A 17,546-nucleotide genomic window follows, 5' to 3' on the forward strand; every position below is an offset into this window, starting at 1 on the left:
CATTACATTTGCACTTCAAAAAAATGATTGACAACGAAACAAGTAAATTGATTCAGGAAATGTTCTCGATTGAGAATAATCCTGTTTTAATTACTAAGGTAAGAGAAAAAATATGATAAAGATTACTTTTCCTGACGGTTCGGTTCAGGAGTACGAAAAGGGAATAACGGCTTTAGAGATAGCAAAAAACATTAGTCCGCGATTGGCAGAGGAAGTGCTTGCAGCCAGTGTGAATGGCGAAACGTGGGATTTGACGCGTCCCATCACAGAAGATGCAACTTTGAAATTGTTGAAATGGGAAGATGATGAAGGCAAGCACGCTTATTGGCATTCTTCTGCTCATCTTATGGCCGAAGCATTACAGGAATTGTATCCGGGGATCAAATTCGGCATTGGACCGGCTATTGAAAACGGCTTCTATTATGATGTGGATCCCGGAGAAGGTGTAGTGATTAAGGAATCGGATTTTCCTGCCATCGAAAAGAAAATGATGGAACTAATCGCTAAAAAAGAAGATATTAAACGCCAAAGCATTTCAAAAGCAGAGGCTATCGAGATGTTTTCAAAAAGAAACGAAGAATATAAAGTTGAGCTCATAAATGAACTTCAGGATGGAACCATAACAATTTATACTCAAGGTGATTTTACCGATTTATGTCGGGGTCCCCATTTGCCGAATACTTCGTATATTAAATCCGTAAAAATTTTAAATGTTGCAGGTGCTTATTGGCGTGGTGATGAACATCGCCGTCAGTTGACCCGGTTGTATGGTATCTCTTTTCCGAAGAAGAAAATGCTGGATGAATATCTGGCGATGGTTGAGGAGGCAAAGAAACGCGATCACCGGAAAATAGGGAAAGAATTGGAGCTTTTTGCTTTTTCACAGAATGTTGGTGCGGGACTTCCATTATGGTTACCTAAAGGTACCCAATTGCGTTTGCGTTTGGAAGATTTCCTTAAGAAGATTCAACGTCAGTTTGATTATGAACAAGTTATGACACCGCATATCGCTTTAAAACAATTGTATATGCTTTCGGGTCATTATGAAAAATACGGGAAAGATTCGTTTCAACCCATGAAAACTCCACAGGAAGGTGAGGAATTTATGTTGAAACCCATGAACTGTCCTCATCATTGCGAGATATACAAAACATCACTTCGTTCTTACAAAGATCTGCCATTGCGGCTTGCTGAATTTGGTACGGTTTATCGGTACGAACAAAGCGGTGAATTGCATGGCTTGACCCGTGTACGTGGTTTTACGCAAGATGATGCTCATATTTTTTGCACGCCCGATCAGGTGAAAAATGAATTTTTGAAGGTAATGGATATCATCTTTATTATCTTCAAAGCATTGGATTTTAATGATTTTGAAGCTCAGATTTCTCTTCGGGATCCGCTAAACAAAGAAAAATATATTGGGAGTGACGAAAACTGGGAAAAAGCCGAACGCGCCATTATAGAAGCTTGCGAAGAAAAAGGATTGAAAGCAAAAATTGAACTTGGTGAAGCAGCTTTTTATGGACCAAAACTCGATTTTATGGTGAAAGACGCGCTTGGTCGACGTTGGCAATTGGGCACCATTCAGGTGGACTATAACCTTCCGGAACGTTTCGATTTGGAATATGTTGGAGCCGACAACCATAAACACCGGCCGGTTATGATTCATAGAGCACCGTTTGGGTCAATGGAACGCTTTGTAGCTGTCCTCATCGAACACACTGCCGGAAAATTTCCTTTGTGGTTGTCTCCTACACAAGTTGTCGTATTGCCTATTAGTGAAAAAATTAACGATTATGCATATAATGTTGCAAAAACATTAAAAAAATACGATATTCGAACCGAAGTGGACGATCGCAACGAAAAAATCGGAAGAAAGATTCGGGATAACGAACTCAAGCATATTCCATATCTGTTGATTGTAGGGGAGAAAGAAGCACAAAATGACGCAGTTTCGGTGAGAAAACGTGGTGAAGGCGATAAAGGTATAAAAAATTTAACTACCTTTGCCGAAGAGGTTGTACGTGAAGTAGAAAAAATGATAGAGATAGAACGGCCTTGAATATTTAACGAAAATAAAAACAATTAATTATAAAATCAGAGAAGAAATACTTAACATCAGTTGAATGAAGAATAGTCCCAAAGATTCAAAAAACCAATATAGGACAAACGAGCAAATTCGTGTACCGGAAGTTCGTTTAGTGGGCGATAATGTTGAACAAGGAATATATCCTACACAAGTGGCTTTGCGAATGGCCGAGGATATGGGTTTGGACTTAGTGGAGATTTCTCCATCGGCCAATCCTCCGGTATGCCGCATCATTGATTATCAGAAATTTCTATATCAGCAGAAAAAGAAACAAAAAGAACTAAAAGCCAAAGCGACAAAGATTATCGTAAAGGAAATTCGTTTTGGACCTCAGACTGATGATCATGACTACAATTTTAAACTTAAGCACGCTAAAAGTTTCCTCGAAGAAGGAGCCAAAGTAAAAGCTTTTGTATTTTTCAAAGGTCGTTCTATTCTGTTTAAGGAACAGGGCGAAGTGTTATTACTAAGATTTGCCAACGATCTCGAAGATTATGCAAAAGTTGAGCAGATGCCGGTATTGGAAGGAAAACGTATGTCGATTGTTCTTGCTCCCAAAAAAAACGCTTCTGCTCCCAAAAAAGAATCGCCTGCGAATTAAGAATAAAAAGAGAGCAAAAAGTGGAATGATTTCCAAAAAATCATTACCTTTGCAAGCTGAAAATTTTATTAATCATCAATAATTAAATAGGAAATGCCGAAAATTAAGACTAACTCCGGTGCCAAAAAGAGGTTTACCCTTACCGGATCAGGGAAAATTAAGAGAAAGCATGCGTATAAAAGTCACATTTTGACAAAAAAGAGCAAAAAGCAAAAAAGGAGATTAACGCATACTACGCTTGTTGATAAAGCAGACAGAGAAAACGTAAAATTATTATTGAGATTGAAATAAATCCGATAGTGTTCGTTATTTAGTTTTTATTAACCGAATGTACGCTCAAAAGATTTCCGGAACAGAAGGAAACGCTAACATTCAAAACACATTATTAATATTATGCCAAGATCAGTAAATCATGTTGCTTCGCGCAATCGCAGAAAGAAAATATTAAAATTAACCAGGGGTTATTATGGCGCCCGTAAAAATGTATGGACTGTAGCAAAGAATACGTGGGAAAAAGGTCTCACCTATGCTTACCGTGATCGTAAAGATAAGAAAGGAAATTTTCGCGCTTTATGGATACAACGTATTAACGCTGCTGCCCGTGCCAATGGAATGTCGTATTCTCGTTTGATGGGGGCTTTGCACAAAAACAACATTGAAATCAACCGGAAAGTTCTTGCCGATTTAGCAATGAATAACCCCGAAGCATTTAAAGCAATTGTTGATAAAGTGAAATAAATAAATTATTGTTGTTTATATCTACGAATAAAATGAAGGAAGAGTCCCCGACGGATTTTTCCTTTTTTGTTGTAAAATCTAACCATTTCTGTTTGTTATTTCTATAATTCGATGTTGCCTGACCGAAAACAGATTGAATTTTAAAGAACGGTTTTTTTATTGGGTTTTGTGTAAATTAAAAATTATCATATAAATTTGCTTCTCAGTTGAAAATTAATAGTGATGAAAACCTTTTCAATAGAAGAAAAAGAAAATATAGAAAAAATTATCCGGTCTTCTAAATTTTGTTATGTAGGTATGGCCGACGAGAATGGATTCCCTTATGTATTGCCAATGACATTCGGATATGATGATGGTGTTATTTATTTTCATTCTGCGCAAGAGGGGAAAGCTATTCGCATACTTGGTAAGAATCCAAAGGTATGCATCGCATTTTGTACCCAACCCGAGCTCATTTGGCAGCATCCCGATGTGGCATGCAGTTATAGGATGAAAGGGAAAAGTGTTTTATGTGAAGGTGAAGTAGTATTTGAAGAGGATTTTGTCGAAAAAGAAAAGATATTGCATATCTTTATGCATCATTATTCCGATAAAACATTTACTTTTTCTGTTCCTGCTGTGAATAATGTGAAAATATGGAAAGTAGAAATTGAAACCATGTGCGCAAAGGAATTTGGTGTGATGCGTCCGGGAAGTATTTCATATAAAGATCAGGATTTTTTTTGATTCTACATTGACTTTCTTTGAGAATTCCACGTGAACCGTGCATAATGAATAAATTTTTTTAAATACGTTACTTAAAAGCTACTCTAATTAGAATTGAATAAATGAAAAGAATAAGTATTTCGATTGCAATTTTTGCTGTCGCATTGATCACCTTTGCGGCAAATCCTCCTACGCAAGAAATTAAAATAAAACCTGTTGAACTTACCGGTGCCGTTTTTTTGCAGAAAGTATTTAATTATAAAGAAAATGTCAATGAATGGAAATACGAAGGAGACAAGCCGGCCATTGTTGATTTTTATGCCACTTGGTGTGGCCCATGTCGAAGAACGGCCCCCATACTTGACGATTTGGCTGACGAATATGGCGACGACATTTATGTATACAAAGTGGATGTAGATAAAGAACCGGAATTAGCAAGAGTCTTTGGCATTCAAAGTATTCCGACTTTTCTTTTTATTCCTCGTCAAGGGAATCCTCAAATTGCACAGGGTGCCTTACCTAAAGAAACATTCAAAAAAGCTATTGAAGAGTTTTTGCTTGAGAAAGAGCTTACCAAATAGATTAACCCTATAGAGGCTTCTTGTCCATGGAAATTACCAGTCTTCAGAATGCTGCAATAAAGAATATTGTAAAACTGGCAAAAAGTAAAGAACGGAAAGAACAACAGCTTTTCGTTATTGAAGGTGCCCGAGAGTTATCGTTAGCATTGGCAGGCGGATACATTCTTGATTCGGTTTATGTGTGTACCCCTTTATTTGCGAAGAGCAAATATCCTGATGTTGTCGAGTCAATCGACCCCAATAAAATAGTTCCTATCTCTCCTTCCGTATTCGAAAAAATTGCTTACCGTGAGAATTCCGATGGAATTGTTGCGGTGGCTAAGCCAAAACCACATAGATTAGCTGATATAAAGTTATCTGAGAATCCGTTTGTTATTATTTTGGAATCCGTTGAAAAACCGGGTAATTTGGGTGCAATTCTTCGTACTGCCGATGCTGCTGCAGTGGATGCTGTTATTGTATGCGATCCACAGACCGATTTGTATAATCCTAACGTTATACGTTCAGGTGTAGGCACGTTATTTACGGTGCAAACTGCCGTTTGTACTTCGTCGGAGGCGATGGAATGGTTGTTGCAGAATAAGATTACCTCGTATGCTGCCGAATTGCAGGCTGCCGAATTTTATCAGAATGTAGATTTTACCCGTCCTTCGGCTATTGTTATGGGAACAGAGGCAGAAGGACTTACCGATTTTTGGTTGCAAAATGTCAAAAAGCGAATTAAAATTCCGATGAAGGGGAAAATCGATTCGCTCAATGTATCTGTTTCTACTGCCATTCTCACCTTTGAAGCAATGCGGCAGCGCGGGTTTTAATTCGGTTTATCCTTTTGCATTTTTGTAATCTCTCTTTGTAAACTCGTTAAGAATGCGCCGATGTAACAACACATCACACTTTTTGCAATGCATTCGCTGTTTTTTTGCTGCTTAAGATCATATTTTTTTGCGATTTCATCAGGTTAATGGATTGCAAAACAATGGTTTTGGTTTCGTTCAAGATGTTCAGAAAGAGGATGCTGCTCCGGGTCCCGGATTCGTTTGCTTTTACGCGTTTAATTTGTTTTTTAGTGAGTTTGGCACATTGTTCGAGAATGTTTTCCCGGTAGGTTAAGAGCGTATCGAATGAAGAATAATCATGTCGGTTCATCATATCGATGAATTTCTCATACATTTCGATTACATTTTTGCATATTTCGCGCAATTCATTTTCTTGTTCGTCGCTAAATCCTTTATGATTATTGTCGATGTGGCGGTAACTCTCCGAAGTGATTGTTTTCAGTGCTTTTGCAATTTCATACGTATAATCCACCACCTGAACATATTCTTGTTCGATATCCAATTCATTCACAGCAATGGCTTGTATGGTGGGAACCACTTCGTACGTTCGTTTATTTTTGTAACTCATATACAAATCATCGGCTTCACGTGAAATTCTGCGCAGCAAATGGCGATCTTCGGTTGTGAGTCCTTGTATATTTTGTTGATATATATTCAACATTTTTTCCACTGCATTTTTTACTTCCGAAGTACATGCTTTTATAATCCCTTTTTCATCTTCCAGCAGAGAAGAATTGATTTTTTCCTTTTCTTTTCTTTTGTGGTGAGCTTCAGAAGACTTGATGAAAATAAACACAATGAGTGCCAGCAATGCAACCATGGCTATTTTCCCTCCCCACATCAACAATAGACCTATGAAGAACGCAATTGAGAATGCGATAAGTGCCGTAAAAAACCATCCTGCAATCACAGTTAAAACGCCATTGATGCGATATACGGCACTTTCTCTTCCCCATGCCCTGTCGGCCAGCGATGATCCCATTGCAACCATAAAAGAAACATACGTAGTTGATAGGGGTAATTTTAAAGAAGTTCCTAACGAAATCAGCAATGCGGCGATGGTTAAATTTACCGATGCCCTGATCAAATCAAACGAGGCAGAATTTCCTTCAACTTTGGCGGGTGTAAAACGACGATTAATGGCTTTCCTTACTTTAGGGGGGGTGTAGTCTCGCAATACGCGGTTGATATCTACCGCAGCACGAACGATCGAGCGAGATAAAGGAGAAGAGGAAAACTTTTCCATGCCTCCATCGGTTTGCCTGGCTAAATTTACTTCGGTCTCGGTTACTGTTCTTGCTTTTTTGGAAAACCATAAGGCTAGAACCATGATGATGCCTGCGCCCAATAAATATCTCCAGTCCGCCACAACCGGCTCTTTTAATTTATCCATAAACAGTGTTTCAATATTTCCGCCGGCGATTGTTACCTCTGAAGCAATTTGGTATGAACTCAATCCGGCCATAAAAACACCAATAAAATTTACCAAATCGTTGCTGGCAAAAGCAAGCGCCAATGCCATTGTGCCCATTAAGACGATCACCTTGAGAATATTAACCTTAAAGAGATGCTGGAGGAGCGCCATTAAAAGTGTCCATACAATAAAAGCATAAAACAAGGCTTTGCCCATGTTGTTAGAGAGATATTGCAGTAAATCTTCCGAAACAATGGCACTACCTTTTAATCCTTTAAAAACAATGAAATAGGTGATAGCAGTGAGGGCAAATCCACCCCATAAAGCGCCGAAGTATTTAAATGATTTTTTGTAGTTGAAGGAAAAAATCAAACGGGAAAAATACATGATAACACTACCTGAAATAAAGGCAATGACCACCGATATCAATATACCCGAAATAATGGCTAAAGCCTTGCTTGTATTAATGTAATCCGCCAGATTCCCGCCATTGTTTTCCCACATGATGTACAACGACACGGCAACAGCAGCTCCCAACAACTCAAATACCAAGGAAACAGTAGTAGAAGTGGGTAGTCCCAATGTGTTGAAAATATCCAGCAGAATAACATCGGTTATCATGACTGCAAGAAAAAGCATCATGATTTTTGGGAAAGTGAACATATTGGGATGAAAAACGCCGCTTCGTGCTATCTCCATCATTCCGCTTGAAAACAAGGTACCCAACATTACTCCGATAGATGCAACAGTGAGAATTACCCATAGGGGCGCGACTTTTGAACCTACGCTTGAATTGAGAAAATTTACAGCATCGTTAGCTACCCCTACAGTCAAATCGAGGACTGCTAAAACCAACAAAATGAGAAGAATAACCAGATAAATAAGATCCATCTTGTTTTTGGTGCTTGTATACAGTATTTTAAATAAAAATACTCTACTTGGACTTAAAAAGTTGACGGCGCAAAAGTAATAAAATAGTTTTTTACCTCAATTTTTTTGATGCTAAGAATTAAAAACTTAACAGAAATGTAACAAAAACACGTACATATTGTCACTTCATTTTTTCTCGTTCTTCAACAATATAAACAGGCTGTTGCAATACCCTTTGTTTTTTTGAAAGTTTTTGTTGATAAACCCGAAAAGCTATGAAGCAGCATGTCATAATAACCGCTCCTCCAATATAGGCAATAGGTTTAGGCAACGAAAATCCTTCCGGCGCAAGTAAAATATAGGAAGAAACAACATACGTCATAAACAAAGCGGGCAGGAGAGTGATTCCGTATTTTTTGTTATTAAGAATCAGGTATATTGTGATTGTCCAAAGCACTACTGTGGCAAGAGTTTGATTAGCCCAAGCGAAATACCTCCAAATAATATCGAAATTGATTTGGGTTAAAAGAAAGCCAACAATAAACAGCGGTACAGTTATCAACAATCGGTTTATCATGGGGCCTTGCTTCATTTTAAGAACATCGGCAACAATCAGGCGCGCACTACGAAATGCGGTATCTCCCGAGGTTATGGGAGCCGCAACTACACCCAAAATAGCCAGTATTCCTCCGAATTTGCCAAGCAACGAATTGGATATTTCGTTGACCGCCCATGCTGCATTCCCTTGATGGGCAACCATTACCTCATTCAATTTTTCGACTCCACCGAAAAAACTCATCCCGATAGCAGCCCATATTAGGGCAACAACTCCTTCTACAACCATCGCACCATAGAAAACTCTGCGACCTTCTTTTTCGTTTTTTATACATCGTGCCATTAAAGGCGATTGCGTGGCATGAAAACCGGAAATAGCCCCACAAGCGATCGAAATAAACAGCATCGGGAAAACGGGAAATTGCTCACTGTTATAGTGGAAATTATGCCAGTTTTCGGCTGTAAGTTCGGGTATTTGATATCCTTTTATAAAAAGGGCCGAAATTAAACTTACTGCCATAAATAACAATGCAAAACCAAATAAGGGGTAGATCTTCCCTATAATTTTATCGATCGGAAGAAGGGTAGCCAGGATATAATAAATAAAAATGATAGCAACCCAAAAATTCATGGTTGCATAAGCGGGAGTCAACTCGGCCAGAATGTTTGCAGGCCCTGTAATAAAAACCGCCCCTACCAATACCATCAATACAATTGTAAACAACCGCATGACTTGTTTAGCTGTAAGTCCCAAATAGATACCGATGATCTCGGTTATGCTCAATCCGTTATGCCTGATCGATAACATTCCGGAGAGGTAATCGTGCACGGCCCCGCCAAAGATGGTTCCAAAAACAATCCAAACAAAAGCAACAGGTCCCCACATTGCACCGGCTATTGCTCCGAAAATAGGACCTAATCCCGCAATATTCAGAAATTGAATGAGAAATACACGCCACCATGGCATGGGAATATAGTCTACGTTGTCGTTGAGTTTATAAGCGGGGGTTGGTTTATCGGGATCTGCACCAAATGTTCGTTCGATAAATTTTGAATAAAAAACATAACCCAAAATTAAAATCGCGAGACAGATGATAAATGTTATCATGTTCTTATAAGTTTTAATTTCACACAAATGTACGTTTATTTGCTGAATAATGATAAGTATTTTCGTGAAAAAATTTAATATTGAAAAGGAGTAACCATTATATAGCAATAAATTTTTTTTTGCAGATTGTAGCAGCTTGAACTTAATCCCTTACAAATTGTTTTCTTACAATAGAAGAAAGGGGAAGTTTCATGAACATTAGGTTATCGAAATATCCAGCCGATGAAGAACGATTTAAATCGGCTATACGTTCTGTTAAAGGAATCATTTCGGTAGAAATAGACAAAAAATTAGGAAAGTTGGTTTTCGACATCGACCCCGAATTTTCCGATGACGAAGCCGATATTATTCGTGCTATCGTGGCGGCTGTTCGTGAAAGCGGTGGAGAGGTATATACCGACAAACGCTCCTATCCGGTGCTGAATATGACGTGTGCTGCTTGTGCAGCTGCAACTCAAAACATCCTCGCATTTGTGCCCGGCGTTTTAAATGCCTCGGTCAATTACGGCAATGAGAAAGGGACTGTTGAATATCTTCCCGATATTACTTCCCCTCAAAAAATGCGTCAGGCTCTGCAGGAAATCGGCTACGATATGTTGATTGAGGACGACGAATTGTCGGTCGAGAATGTGGAACGTTTACACAGGGAAAATTATCGCAAACTCAAAAACGAAACCATTGGTGCGCTTCTATTATCGGTACCGATTGTCTTCATCGGCATGTTTTTTATGCATTGGCCATATGCGAACTATATCATGTGGGCATTGGCTACTCCGGTGCTGTTTGTTTTTGGGCGTCGTTTTTTCGTTGGGGCATGGAAACAGGCAAAACATCGTTCGGCAAACATGGATACGCTGGTGGCATTGAGTACCGGCATTTCGTATCTCTTTAGCGTTTTCAACACGCTTTTCCCTCAGTTTTGGGAAAACAAAGGACTGGAAGCTCATGTCTATTTTGAGGCATCGGCCGTAATCATTGCTTTCATCTTACTCGGAAAACTGTTGGAAGAAAGAGCAAAAGAAAATACTTCCGAAGCCATCAAAAAACTGATGGGACTGCAGCCCTCAACGGTAGTAGTTGTAAAAGATGGCATGCCGATCGAAATCCCTATTTCGGATGTTGCCGTGGGCGATATTGTGTTGGTGAAGCCCGGTGAACGCATAGCCGTGGATGGTGAAGTAACGGAAGGAGTCTCGTTTGTTGACGAAAGCATGATCAGTGGCGAACCCATTCCCGTGGAAAAGAAACCCGGCGATAAGGTATTTGCCGGCACATTGAACCGACAAGGTAGTTTTTACTTCCGTGCGCAAAAGGTAGGTAAAGATACGTTGTTAGCACATATCATAAAATTGGTGGACGAAGCGCGTGGAAGTAAAGCCCCGGTACAGGCACTGGTGGACAAGATTGCCGCAATTTTTGTTCCTGTGGTAATTGGTATTGCTCTGGTGAGTTTTGTTGGCTGGCTTATTTTTGGTGGCGAAAACGGCGTTGTTCACGGACTTTTGGCGATGGTTACCGTGCTGGTGATTGCGTGTCCGTGTGCTCTCGGATTGGCCACGCCTACTGCGGTCATGGTGGCCATTGGTAAAGGAGCCGAAGAAGGTATTCTTATTAAAGATGCAGAGAGTTTGGAATTGGCGAAAGATATCGATGTGGTGGTGCTCGATAAAACAGGAACCCTTACCGAGGGCAGACCGGTGGTTACCTCCATGAAATGGACAGCCGATGTTGAGCCATTATGGCGCAATATACTGTACAGCATCGAATACAAATCGGGGCATCCATTGGGAGAAGCTATCGTAGCCGAATTGCAGGATGGCTGCTCACTTCTTGAGAACGTGGAAATTGCGCATGTTAGCGGACAAGGAGTCGAAGGCGTTTATTATGGGAAGAAGTATTATGTAGGCAATGAAGCCTTTATTTCATCGAAAAATGTACCTGTTCCTTTCCATTTGCAAACCCTGATTGTCCGTGAGATGGAGGCAGCCCGTACCGTTTCGCTTTTTGCCGATGAAGAGAGGGTATTGTGCCTCATTGCCCTTACCGATCAGTTGAAGCCTACTTCTAAGGAGGCTGTCGAGCAATTGCAACAGATGGGCATAGAAGTGGCTATATACACCGGCGATAACGAAAAAGCGGTTGCCGAGGTGGCGCGGCAGCTGAGTATAACTTCCTATAAAGGCAACGTGCATCCCGATGAAAAAGCCTTGCTTATCAAAAAATGGCAACAGCAGGGAAAGATAGTGGCGATGGTGGGCGACGGTATCAACGACAGTGCAGCATTGGCGCAGGCCGACGTCAGCATCGCCATGGGCAAAGGCAGCGATATTGCGATGGATGTGGCAAAAATGACCATCATCTCATCTGATCTCACCAAAGTACCCAAAGCGATCCACCTATCGAAACAAACTGCCAAGGTGATCAAACAAAATCTCTTCTGGGCATTCATTTACAACGCTATCGGCATCCCCATTGCTGCGGGAGTGTTGTATCCGTTCAGCGGGTTTATGCTCAACCCCATGATTGCCGGTGCTGCAATGGCGTTGAGTTCGGTAAGTGTGGTAACCAATAGTTTACGATTAAAATCAAAAAAGATATGAAAACATTACGATTCAAAACCAATATCCATTGCTCCAATTGTGTATCAAAAGTAAAACCGTTTCTGGATAAGAAGAAAGGCATACTTTCATGGAAAGTAGATATCGAACATCCCGACAAAATTTTGACCGTGGAAACCGATGAACTTTCGGTGGATGACATTATTAAGACCATCAAACGAACCGGATTTGAAGCCGAAGCGCTATAAATTCTAGGTTAAAGTATGTAAATATATTGCATTTTATTTTTCTCTCATATACTTTTGCAAGAAAATTAAAGGGAAATGAATTATCTACTTTCAAACAGATATTGGTGGCGTCACTTACAACTCACAAAGTCGTAAGGGAAGCATCCGTGTTTTTTGAAGTAAGCAATAGAATAAAGATCAGAAAGCCTGTCGCACCTTGCGACAGGTTTTTTCGTTTTTAGGGATATTTACAAATAAACGTTTTTTCATTATGAATCAATTTACAGTAAACGAAAAAGGGTATTATGGCGAATTTGGCGGAGCTTATGTACCCGAAATTCTTCACAAATGCGTGGAAGATTTACAGCAAGCTTACCTTGATATTATGGAAAGCGATAGCTTTCAACAGGAATTTCAAGCGTTGTTACGCGATTATGTCGGGCGTCCTTCACCGTTGTATTTATCCAAACAACTCTCTGAACGGCATGGTTGTAAGATTTATCTTAAACGGGAAGACCTCAATCATACCGGTGCTCACAAAATCAATAATGCCATAGGGCAGGTGCTTATTGCCCGAAGGATGGGCAAAACCCGCATTATTGCAGAAACCGGAGCCGGTCAACATGGAGTAGCTACGGCAACGGTGTGCGCACTCATGCAGATGCCTTGTACGGTTTATATGGGGAAAACCGATGTGGAACGGCAGTTTCCAAACGTAAAAAAAATGGAAATGTTAGGAGCGACAGTGGTTCCCGTTACTTCAGGAAACATGACATTGAAAGATGCTACAAACGAAGCTATTCGCGACTGGTGCAGTCATCCCGAAGACACGCATTATGTGATCGGATCGACTATTGGTCCTCATCCTTATCCCGATATGGTAGCCCGACTTCAGTCGGTTATCAGCAAAGAGATTAAAAAACAACTCACAGAAAAAGAAGAACGCGATTTTCCCGATTATCTTTTCGCGTGTGTTGGTGGGGGAAGCAATGCTGCCGGAACAATTTATGAGTATTTGGATAACGAGAATGTCAAGATTGTGCTTGCTGAAGCGGGAGGAAAAGGCATTGACAGCGGCTACTCTGCTGCCACCATTCAGTTAGGAAAAATTGGTGTATTGCACGGTTGCAAAACCCTCATCATGCAAACCGAGGATGGACAGATTGTTGAACCGTATTCCGTTTCTGCCGGGCTGGATTATCCGGGTATCGGTCCTATTCATGCCCATTTGGCAAAACAACAGCGTGCCAGGGTATTGGCCATTACCGATGATGAGGCATTGAAAGCTGCTTTCAATTTGACACGAAATGAGGGGATTATTCCTGCATTGGAGTCGGCTCACGCTTTGGCAGCATTGGATAAAGTGGAATTTTCGTCTTCCGATATTGTAGTGCTTACACTATCGGGGCGAGGCGATAAGGATATGGACACCTATCTTAAATATATGGATTAATTTAGCAACTAAATCATTACGATATGTCTTACAATTTTCATACCCATACTAAAAAAATTCTTGGCGACCTTCATACGCCGGTGAGCATTTATCTGAAAGTGCGCGATGCTTTTCCGCAATCGGCATTGCTGGAAAGTTCCGATTTCCATGCCAACGAAAATAGCACCTCTTACATCGGACTAGAACCCATAGCTTCCGTCGATGTAAATCGGGGTATGTGTACGATGAAATTTCCCGATGGGGAAAAAGAAATGCGCCCGCTGTCTGCGTCTTTTACGATTTCCGACGCATTGAGCGGTTTCCTTCAACAGATAAAAGTGGAAGGCGAACATAGTGATGCTTGTGGATTGTTTGGATATACCACTTTTAATTGCGTGAAATATACCGAAAATATTCCCGTTCGCGAAAGCAAGGAAGAACGCAGCGATGCCCCCGATATGCTGTACATTCTTTATCGCTACATGCTGATTTTCGATCACTTTAAGGACGAAATCACTATTGTTGAGCTTCTTCGCGATGGAGAAGAAAGTCGGCTCTCGCGTGTGGAGTTGCTGATGAATGTCCGTAATGTTGCGTTGTACAACTTTTTTCCCGAAGGAGAGGAATACAGCACCATTACCGATGAGGAATTCAAGGCCGATGTGCGTCGTGGCGTGCAACATTGTCTTCGGGGAGATGTCTTTCAGATTGTGCTTTCGCGCCGTTTCGTTCAACGATTCTCGGGCGACGATTTCAAGGTGTACCGGACATTGCGTTCCATCAATCCTTCGCCCTATCTGTTTTATTTCGATTTTGGCGGATACCGCATTTTCGGTTCTTCTCCCGAAACGCACTGCAAAATTAAAGGTTCCCGAATCAGCATCGATCCCATTGCCGGTACAACCCGCCGTACCGGAAATTATAAGGAAGATATGAAGGCGATGGAGTTTCTGATGAACGACCCCAAAGAGAATGCAGAGCATGTCATGCTGGTCGACCTTGCCAGAAACGATCTGAGTAGAAATGCACACGATGTAAAGGTCGATTTCTATAAAGAACCGCAGTTTTACTCACATGTTATTCATCTGGTTTCGCGTGTGAGCGGCACACTCGACGAGGGCACCGATCCCATCAAGGCCTTTTTCGATACTTTTCCTGCCGGCACGCTTTCGGGAGCACCCAAAGTGCGCGCCATGCAACTTATTTCCGAGATCGAGAAGCACAATCGGGGTGCCTACGGAGGTTGCATCGGGTTTATCGGATTAAATGGCGATCTCAACCAAGCTATTACCATCCGCACTTTTGTAAGCCGCAACAACGAACTCTGGTATCAGGCCGGAGCAGGTATTGTGGCACAAAGCAGCGACGAGTATGAATTGCAGGAAGTCAACAGCAAATTGGGTGCTTTGAAAAAAGCCATTGATAGGGCATCCTCTTTGGTTAATGTTTAATAGTAAAAGAAAATGAAGAAAATTCTTATTCTCGACAATTACGACTCCTTTACCTATAATTTGGTTCATGCGGTGAGATCGCTTGGATACACCGGTGTAGATGTGGTTCGCAACGACAAGGTTGATTTGGATTTGGTAGAGCAGTACGATAAAATCATTCTTTCGCCCGGTCCCGGAATACCCGAAGAAGCAGGGGATATGCTTCCGCTGATTAAACGTTATGCACCTACTAAAAGCATGCTTGGCGTGTGCTTGGGGCATCAGGCCATAGGTGTGGTCTTTGGTGCAAAACTGGAAAATATTCCTTTTGTCTTTCACGGCGTGCAGACAATTGCCCATATTGTGAAGGAAGATCCTCTATTCGAAGGATTACCCTCGGAATTCCAGGTAGGGAGATACCATTCGTGGATCATTTCCCGTGACGATTTTCCCGGTGAACTTGAAATTACGGCTGTTGATGATGAAAACAACATTATGGCCATCAAACATAAAAAACTCGACGTTCACGGTGTTCAGTTTCATCCCGAATCCGTTCTTACGCCACAGGGAATCACTATTATTCAAAATTTTTTAAACATAAACGACAATGAAAGAAACGCTATATAAAATATTCGATTATCAATACCTTTCGCGTCAGGAAGCCAAAAAGGTTCTTTTTGACATTGTTGGCGGGAATGTGCCCGAATCGCAAGTTGCCGCCCTCATTACTTCATTTCTGATGCGCAGCATTTCGGTAGACGAAATTCTCGGATTTCGCGATGCCTTGCTGGAGATGCGTGTGCCGGCCGATTTGTCGGATTATCAACCGTTGGACATCGTGGGGACGGGCGGCGATGGCAAAAATACGTTCAATATTTCTACTGCAGCGTGTTTTGTGGTTGCCGGTGCAGGTTACAACGTGGTAAAACACGGCAATTATGGTGCCACCTCCATCAGTGGGGCAAGCAATGTTATTGAGCAGCAAGGAGTAAAATTTACTACCAACATCGATACGTTGCGCAGGAGCATGGAACAATGCCATATTGCCTATTTGCATGCACCGTTATTCAGCCCTGCACTGAAAGCGGTGGCCGGCGTAAGAAAAAGCTTGGGCGTCCGTAACTTTTTCAACGTATTGGGTCCGTTGGTAAATCCGGTGCAACCCGACTACCAGATGCTGGGTGTGTACGATTTGTCCATGATGAGACTTTACAGTTATATTTATCAGGAAGGGAAAAAGCACTTTTGCATTGTGCATACGCTGGACGGATACGACGAAATTTCGCTTACCGACCAATTCAAAGTGGTATCCACCAAAGGCGAGCAGCTTTTCATGCCTGAGGATCTCGGTTTTAAGCGGGTGCAACAACATGAATTGGATGGAGGGAATACGGTGGAGGTTGCAGCCGGGATTTTCAGAGATGTGCTTCATGGAGAAGGTACCGGGGCACAACGCGATGTAGTTGTGATCAATGCTGCTTTTGCCATTCAAACCGTTGAACAGGACAAATCGATTGAGGAATGTATCGAAATTGCCCGAGAATCGCTCTATGGCAAGAAGGCTCTTAAAACCCTGGAAAAGTTTGTGGAACTGAATAAAGGATGACAGCATGAAAGATGTACTCGAGGAAATCGTTGCTCATAAACGAATAGAAGTTGAGGAGCAGAAAAAACGTCGCCCCATAAACGAGATCTGCCGGTTATTGGAGAAGAAAACGGTTGAAGCGCGTTCGTTGAAATCGGCATTGGAAAATTCCGACAGCGGTATCATTGCCGAGTTTAAACGCCGTTCGCCAAGTAAAGGTTGGATCAATGCATGCGCCGATGTAAAACCGATAGCTCAAAGCTACGAAGTGAATGGCGCTGCGGCTTTGTCGGTGCTTAGCGATGAGCATTTTTTCGGCGGAACGGCTCATGATGTGGAAACGGCGTTGTCGGCGACACATATTCCTGTATTGCGAAAGGAATTTATTGTAGACGAATATCAGGTTTACGAAACCAAGTTGCTCGGGGCAAATGCCATTTTGCTTATTGCTGCAGCCATCAGCAAAGAAGAATGCAGACGATTTACAAAAATTGCGGAAGAGCTTCAGCTCGAAGTGCTGCTGGAACTTCACGACGAAAAAGAAACGGAGTACATCACTTCGCACTCTCTCATCGGAATCAATAATAGAAATTTAGGTACCTTTGCAACTCATGTGGAGAAATCGTTTCAAATGGCGCGTGTTCTTCCCAAGGAGGCTTTATGGATTTCGGAGAGCGGAATTTCGTCGCCAACGATGGTGAGTACATTGCGAGAAGCAGGTTACCGGGGTTTTCTTATCGGAGAAAATTTCATGAAGACTGCCGATCCCGGCGCAAGTTTGGGCGTATTTCTCAGCGAATTAAAAGAGGATTTTTAA

The 17,546-nt window shown here is 41.5% G+C and carries 16 protein-coding genes; 14 read left to right on the top strand and 2 right to left on the bottom strand.

Annotated elements, in window-relative coordinates; genetic code table 11:
* Nucleotides 1-112: 112 nt before the first annotated feature.
* The 7 genes from thrS to OLM34_RS10330 all read left to right on the top strand — a co-directional run bounded on the left by thrS (nt 113) and on the right by OLM34_RS10330 (nt 5,529).
* Nucleotides 113-2,062, top strand: a complete 1,950-nt coding sequence (gene thrS, locus OLM34_RS10300; RefSeq protein ID WP_264407110.1) for a threonine--tRNA ligase — start codon at nt 113-115, stop codon at nt 2,060-2,062.
* A gap of 64 nt (nt 2,063-2,126) precedes the next feature.
* Nucleotides 2,127-2,690: a translation initiation factor IF-3 gene (infC, locus tag OLM34_RS10305; protein ID WP_264407111.1), complete on the top strand. Its 564-nt coding sequence runs from the start codon at nt 2,127-2,129 to the stop codon at nt 2,688-2,690.
* 93 nt (nt 2,691-2,783) lie between these two features.
* A complete protein-coding gene (gene rpmI, locus OLM34_RS10310) occupies nt 2,784-2,981 on the top strand; it encodes a 50S ribosomal protein L35 (RefSeq protein ID WP_264407112.1) in 198 nt (65 codons plus the stop codon).
* A gap of 102 nt (nt 2,982-3,083) precedes the next feature.
* Nucleotides 3,084-3,428 (top strand): 50S ribosomal protein L20, encoded by a 345-nt coding sequence (rplT, locus tag OLM34_RS10315; protein ID WP_264407113.1) that lies wholly within the window; start codon nt 3,084-3,086, stop codon nt 3,426-3,428.
* 222 nt (nt 3,429-3,650) lie between these two features.
* Nucleotides 3,651-4,154, top strand: a complete 504-nt coding sequence (locus OLM34_RS10320; protein ID WP_264407114.1) for a pyridoxamine 5'-phosphate oxidase family protein — start codon at nt 3,651-3,653, stop codon at nt 4,152-4,154.
* Between the two features lie 101 nt (nt 4,155-4,255).
* The gene (gene trxA, locus OLM34_RS10325; protein WP_264407115.1) at nt 4,256-4,714 is read left to right on the top strand and encodes a thioredoxin; all 459 of its coding nucleotides are present in this window, start codon (nt 4,256-4,258) and stop codon (nt 4,712-4,714) included.
* 26 nt (nt 4,715-4,740) lie between these two features.
* Complete coding sequence (locus tag OLM34_RS10330) at nt 4,741-5,529, top strand: TrmH family RNA methyltransferase (protein WP_264407116.1); 789 nt, start codon at nt 4,741-4,743, stop codon at nt 5,527-5,529.
* A gap of 73 nt (nt 5,530-5,602) precedes the next feature.
* On the opposite strand, the gene OLM34_RS10335 is transcribed toward OLM34_RS10330, so the two are convergent.
* Together OLM34_RS10335 and OLM34_RS10340 are read right to left on the bottom strand one after the other, a co-directional pair.
* Nucleotides 5,603-7,855 carry an inorganic phosphate transporter gene (locus tag OLM34_RS10335; protein WP_264407117.1) on the bottom strand — a complete coding sequence of 751 codons (2,253 nt, stop codon included), beginning with the start codon at nt 7,853-7,855 and terminating at the stop codon, nt 5,603-5,605.
* Between the two features lie 160 nt (nt 7,856-8,015).
* Complete coding sequence (locus tag OLM34_RS10340) at nt 8,016-9,497, bottom strand: carbon starvation CstA family protein (RefSeq protein ID WP_264407119.1); 1,482 nt, start codon at nt 9,495-9,497, stop codon at nt 8,016-8,018.
* 425 nt (nt 9,498-9,922) lie between these two features.
* On the opposite strand from OLM34_RS10340, the gene OLM34_RS10345 reads away from it, so the two are divergent.
* The 7 genes from OLM34_RS10345 to trpC all read left to right on the top strand — a co-directional run bounded on the left by OLM34_RS10345 (nt 9,923) and on the right by trpC (nt 17,546).
* Nucleotides 9,923-12,097: a heavy metal translocating P-type ATPase gene (locus OLM34_RS10345; RefSeq protein WP_264407150.1), complete on the top strand. Its 2,175-nt coding sequence runs from the start codon at nt 9,923-9,925 to the stop codon at nt 12,095-12,097.
* Nucleotides 12,094-12,303, top strand: a complete 210-nt coding sequence (locus OLM34_RS10350; RefSeq protein ID WP_264407121.1) for a heavy-metal-associated domain-containing protein — start codon at nt 12,094-12,096, stop codon at nt 12,301-12,303. The genes OLM34_RS10345 and OLM34_RS10350 overlap by 4 nt, the downstream gene beginning before the upstream one ends.
* A gap of 250 nt (nt 12,304-12,553) precedes the next feature.
* Complete coding sequence (trpB, locus tag OLM34_RS10355) at nt 12,554-13,735, top strand: tryptophan synthase subunit beta (RefSeq protein WP_264407122.1); 1,182 nt, start codon at nt 12,554-12,556, stop codon at nt 13,733-13,735.
* A 23-nt stretch (nt 13,736-13,758) separates the two neighbouring features.
* A complete protein-coding gene (locus OLM34_RS10360; protein WP_264407124.1) occupies nt 13,759-15,165 on the top strand; it encodes an anthranilate synthase component I family protein in 1,407 nt (468 codons plus the stop codon).
* 12 nt (nt 15,166-15,177) lie between these two features.
* The gene (locus OLM34_RS10365) at nt 15,178-15,771 is read left to right on the top strand and encodes an anthranilate synthase component II (RefSeq protein WP_264407126.1); all 594 of its coding nucleotides are present in this window, start codon (nt 15,178-15,180) and stop codon (nt 15,769-15,771) included.
* Nucleotides 15,752-16,750 carry an anthranilate phosphoribosyltransferase gene (trpD, locus tag OLM34_RS10370; protein WP_264407129.1) on the top strand — a complete coding sequence of 333 codons (999 nt, stop codon included), beginning with the start codon at nt 15,752-15,754 and terminating at the stop codon, nt 16,748-16,750. Before OLM34_RS10365 ends, trpD begins: the two co-directional genes overlap by 20 nt.
* A gap of 4 nt (nt 16,751-16,754) precedes the next feature.
* A complete protein-coding gene (gene trpC / locus OLM34_RS10375; protein WP_264407130.1) occupies nt 16,755-17,546 on the top strand; it encodes an indole-3-glycerol phosphate synthase TrpC in 792 nt (263 codons plus the stop codon).

This window comes from Anaerorudis cellulosivorans (genome assembly GCF_025943985.1).
GTDB lineage: Bacteria > Bacteroidota > Bacteroidia > Bacteroidales > Dysgonomonadaceae > Anaerorudis > Anaerorudis cellulosivorans.

Excerpts from the sequence above, each read along its gene's own strand:
- thrS (WP_264407110.1), top strand. The coding sequence starts at position 113 with ATGATAAAGATTACTTTTCCTGACGGTTCGGTTCAGGAGTACGAAAAG.
- infC (WP_264407111.1), top strand. The coding sequence starts at position 2,127 with ATGAAGAATAGTCCCAAAGATTCAAAAAACCAATATAGGACAAACGAG.
- rpmI (WP_264407112.1), top strand. The coding sequence starts at position 2,784 with ATGCCGAAAATTAAGACTAACTCCGGTGCCAAAAAGAGGTTTACCCTT.
- rplT (WP_264407113.1), top strand. The coding sequence starts at position 3,084 with ATGCCAAGATCAGTAAATCATGTTGCTTCGCGCAATCGCAGAAAGAAA.
- OLM34_RS10320 (WP_264407114.1), top strand. The coding sequence starts at position 3,651 with ATGAAAACCTTTTCAATAGAAGAAAAAGAAAATATAGAAAAAATTATC.
- trxA (WP_264407115.1), top strand. The coding sequence starts at position 4,256 with ATGAAAAGAATAAGTATTTCGATTGCAATTTTTGCTGTCGCATTGATC.
- OLM34_RS10330 (WP_264407116.1), top strand. The coding sequence starts at position 4,741 with ATGGAAATTACCAGTCTTCAGAATGCTGCAATAAAGAATATTGTAAAA.
- OLM34_RS10335 (WP_264407117.1), bottom strand. The coding sequence starts at position 7,855 with ATGGATCTTATTTATCTGGTTATTCTTCTCATTTTGTTGGTTTTAGCA.
- OLM34_RS10340 (WP_264407119.1), bottom strand. The coding sequence starts at position 9,497 with ATGATAACATTTATCATCTGTCTCGCGATTTTAATTTTGGGTTATGTT.
- OLM34_RS10345 (WP_264407150.1), top strand. The coding sequence starts at position 9,923 with ATGACGTGTGCTGCTTGTGCAGCTGCAACTCAAAACATCCTCGCATTT.
- OLM34_RS10350 (WP_264407121.1), top strand. The coding sequence starts at position 12,094 with ATGAAAACATTACGATTCAAAACCAATATCCATTGCTCCAATTGTGTA.
- trpB (WP_264407122.1), top strand. The coding sequence starts at position 12,554 with ATGAATCAATTTACAGTAAACGAAAAAGGGTATTATGGCGAATTTGGC.
- OLM34_RS10360 (WP_264407124.1), top strand. The coding sequence starts at position 13,759 with ATGTCTTACAATTTTCATACCCATACTAAAAAAATTCTTGGCGACCTT.
- OLM34_RS10365 (WP_264407126.1), top strand. The coding sequence starts at position 15,178 with ATGAAGAAAATTCTTATTCTCGACAATTACGACTCCTTTACCTATAAT.
- trpD (WP_264407129.1), top strand. The coding sequence starts at position 15,752 with ATGAAAGAAACGCTATATAAAATATTCGATTATCAATACCTTTCGCGT.
- trpC (WP_264407130.1), top strand. The coding sequence starts at position 16,755 with ATGAAAGATGTACTCGAGGAAATCGTTGCTCATAAACGAATAGAAGTT.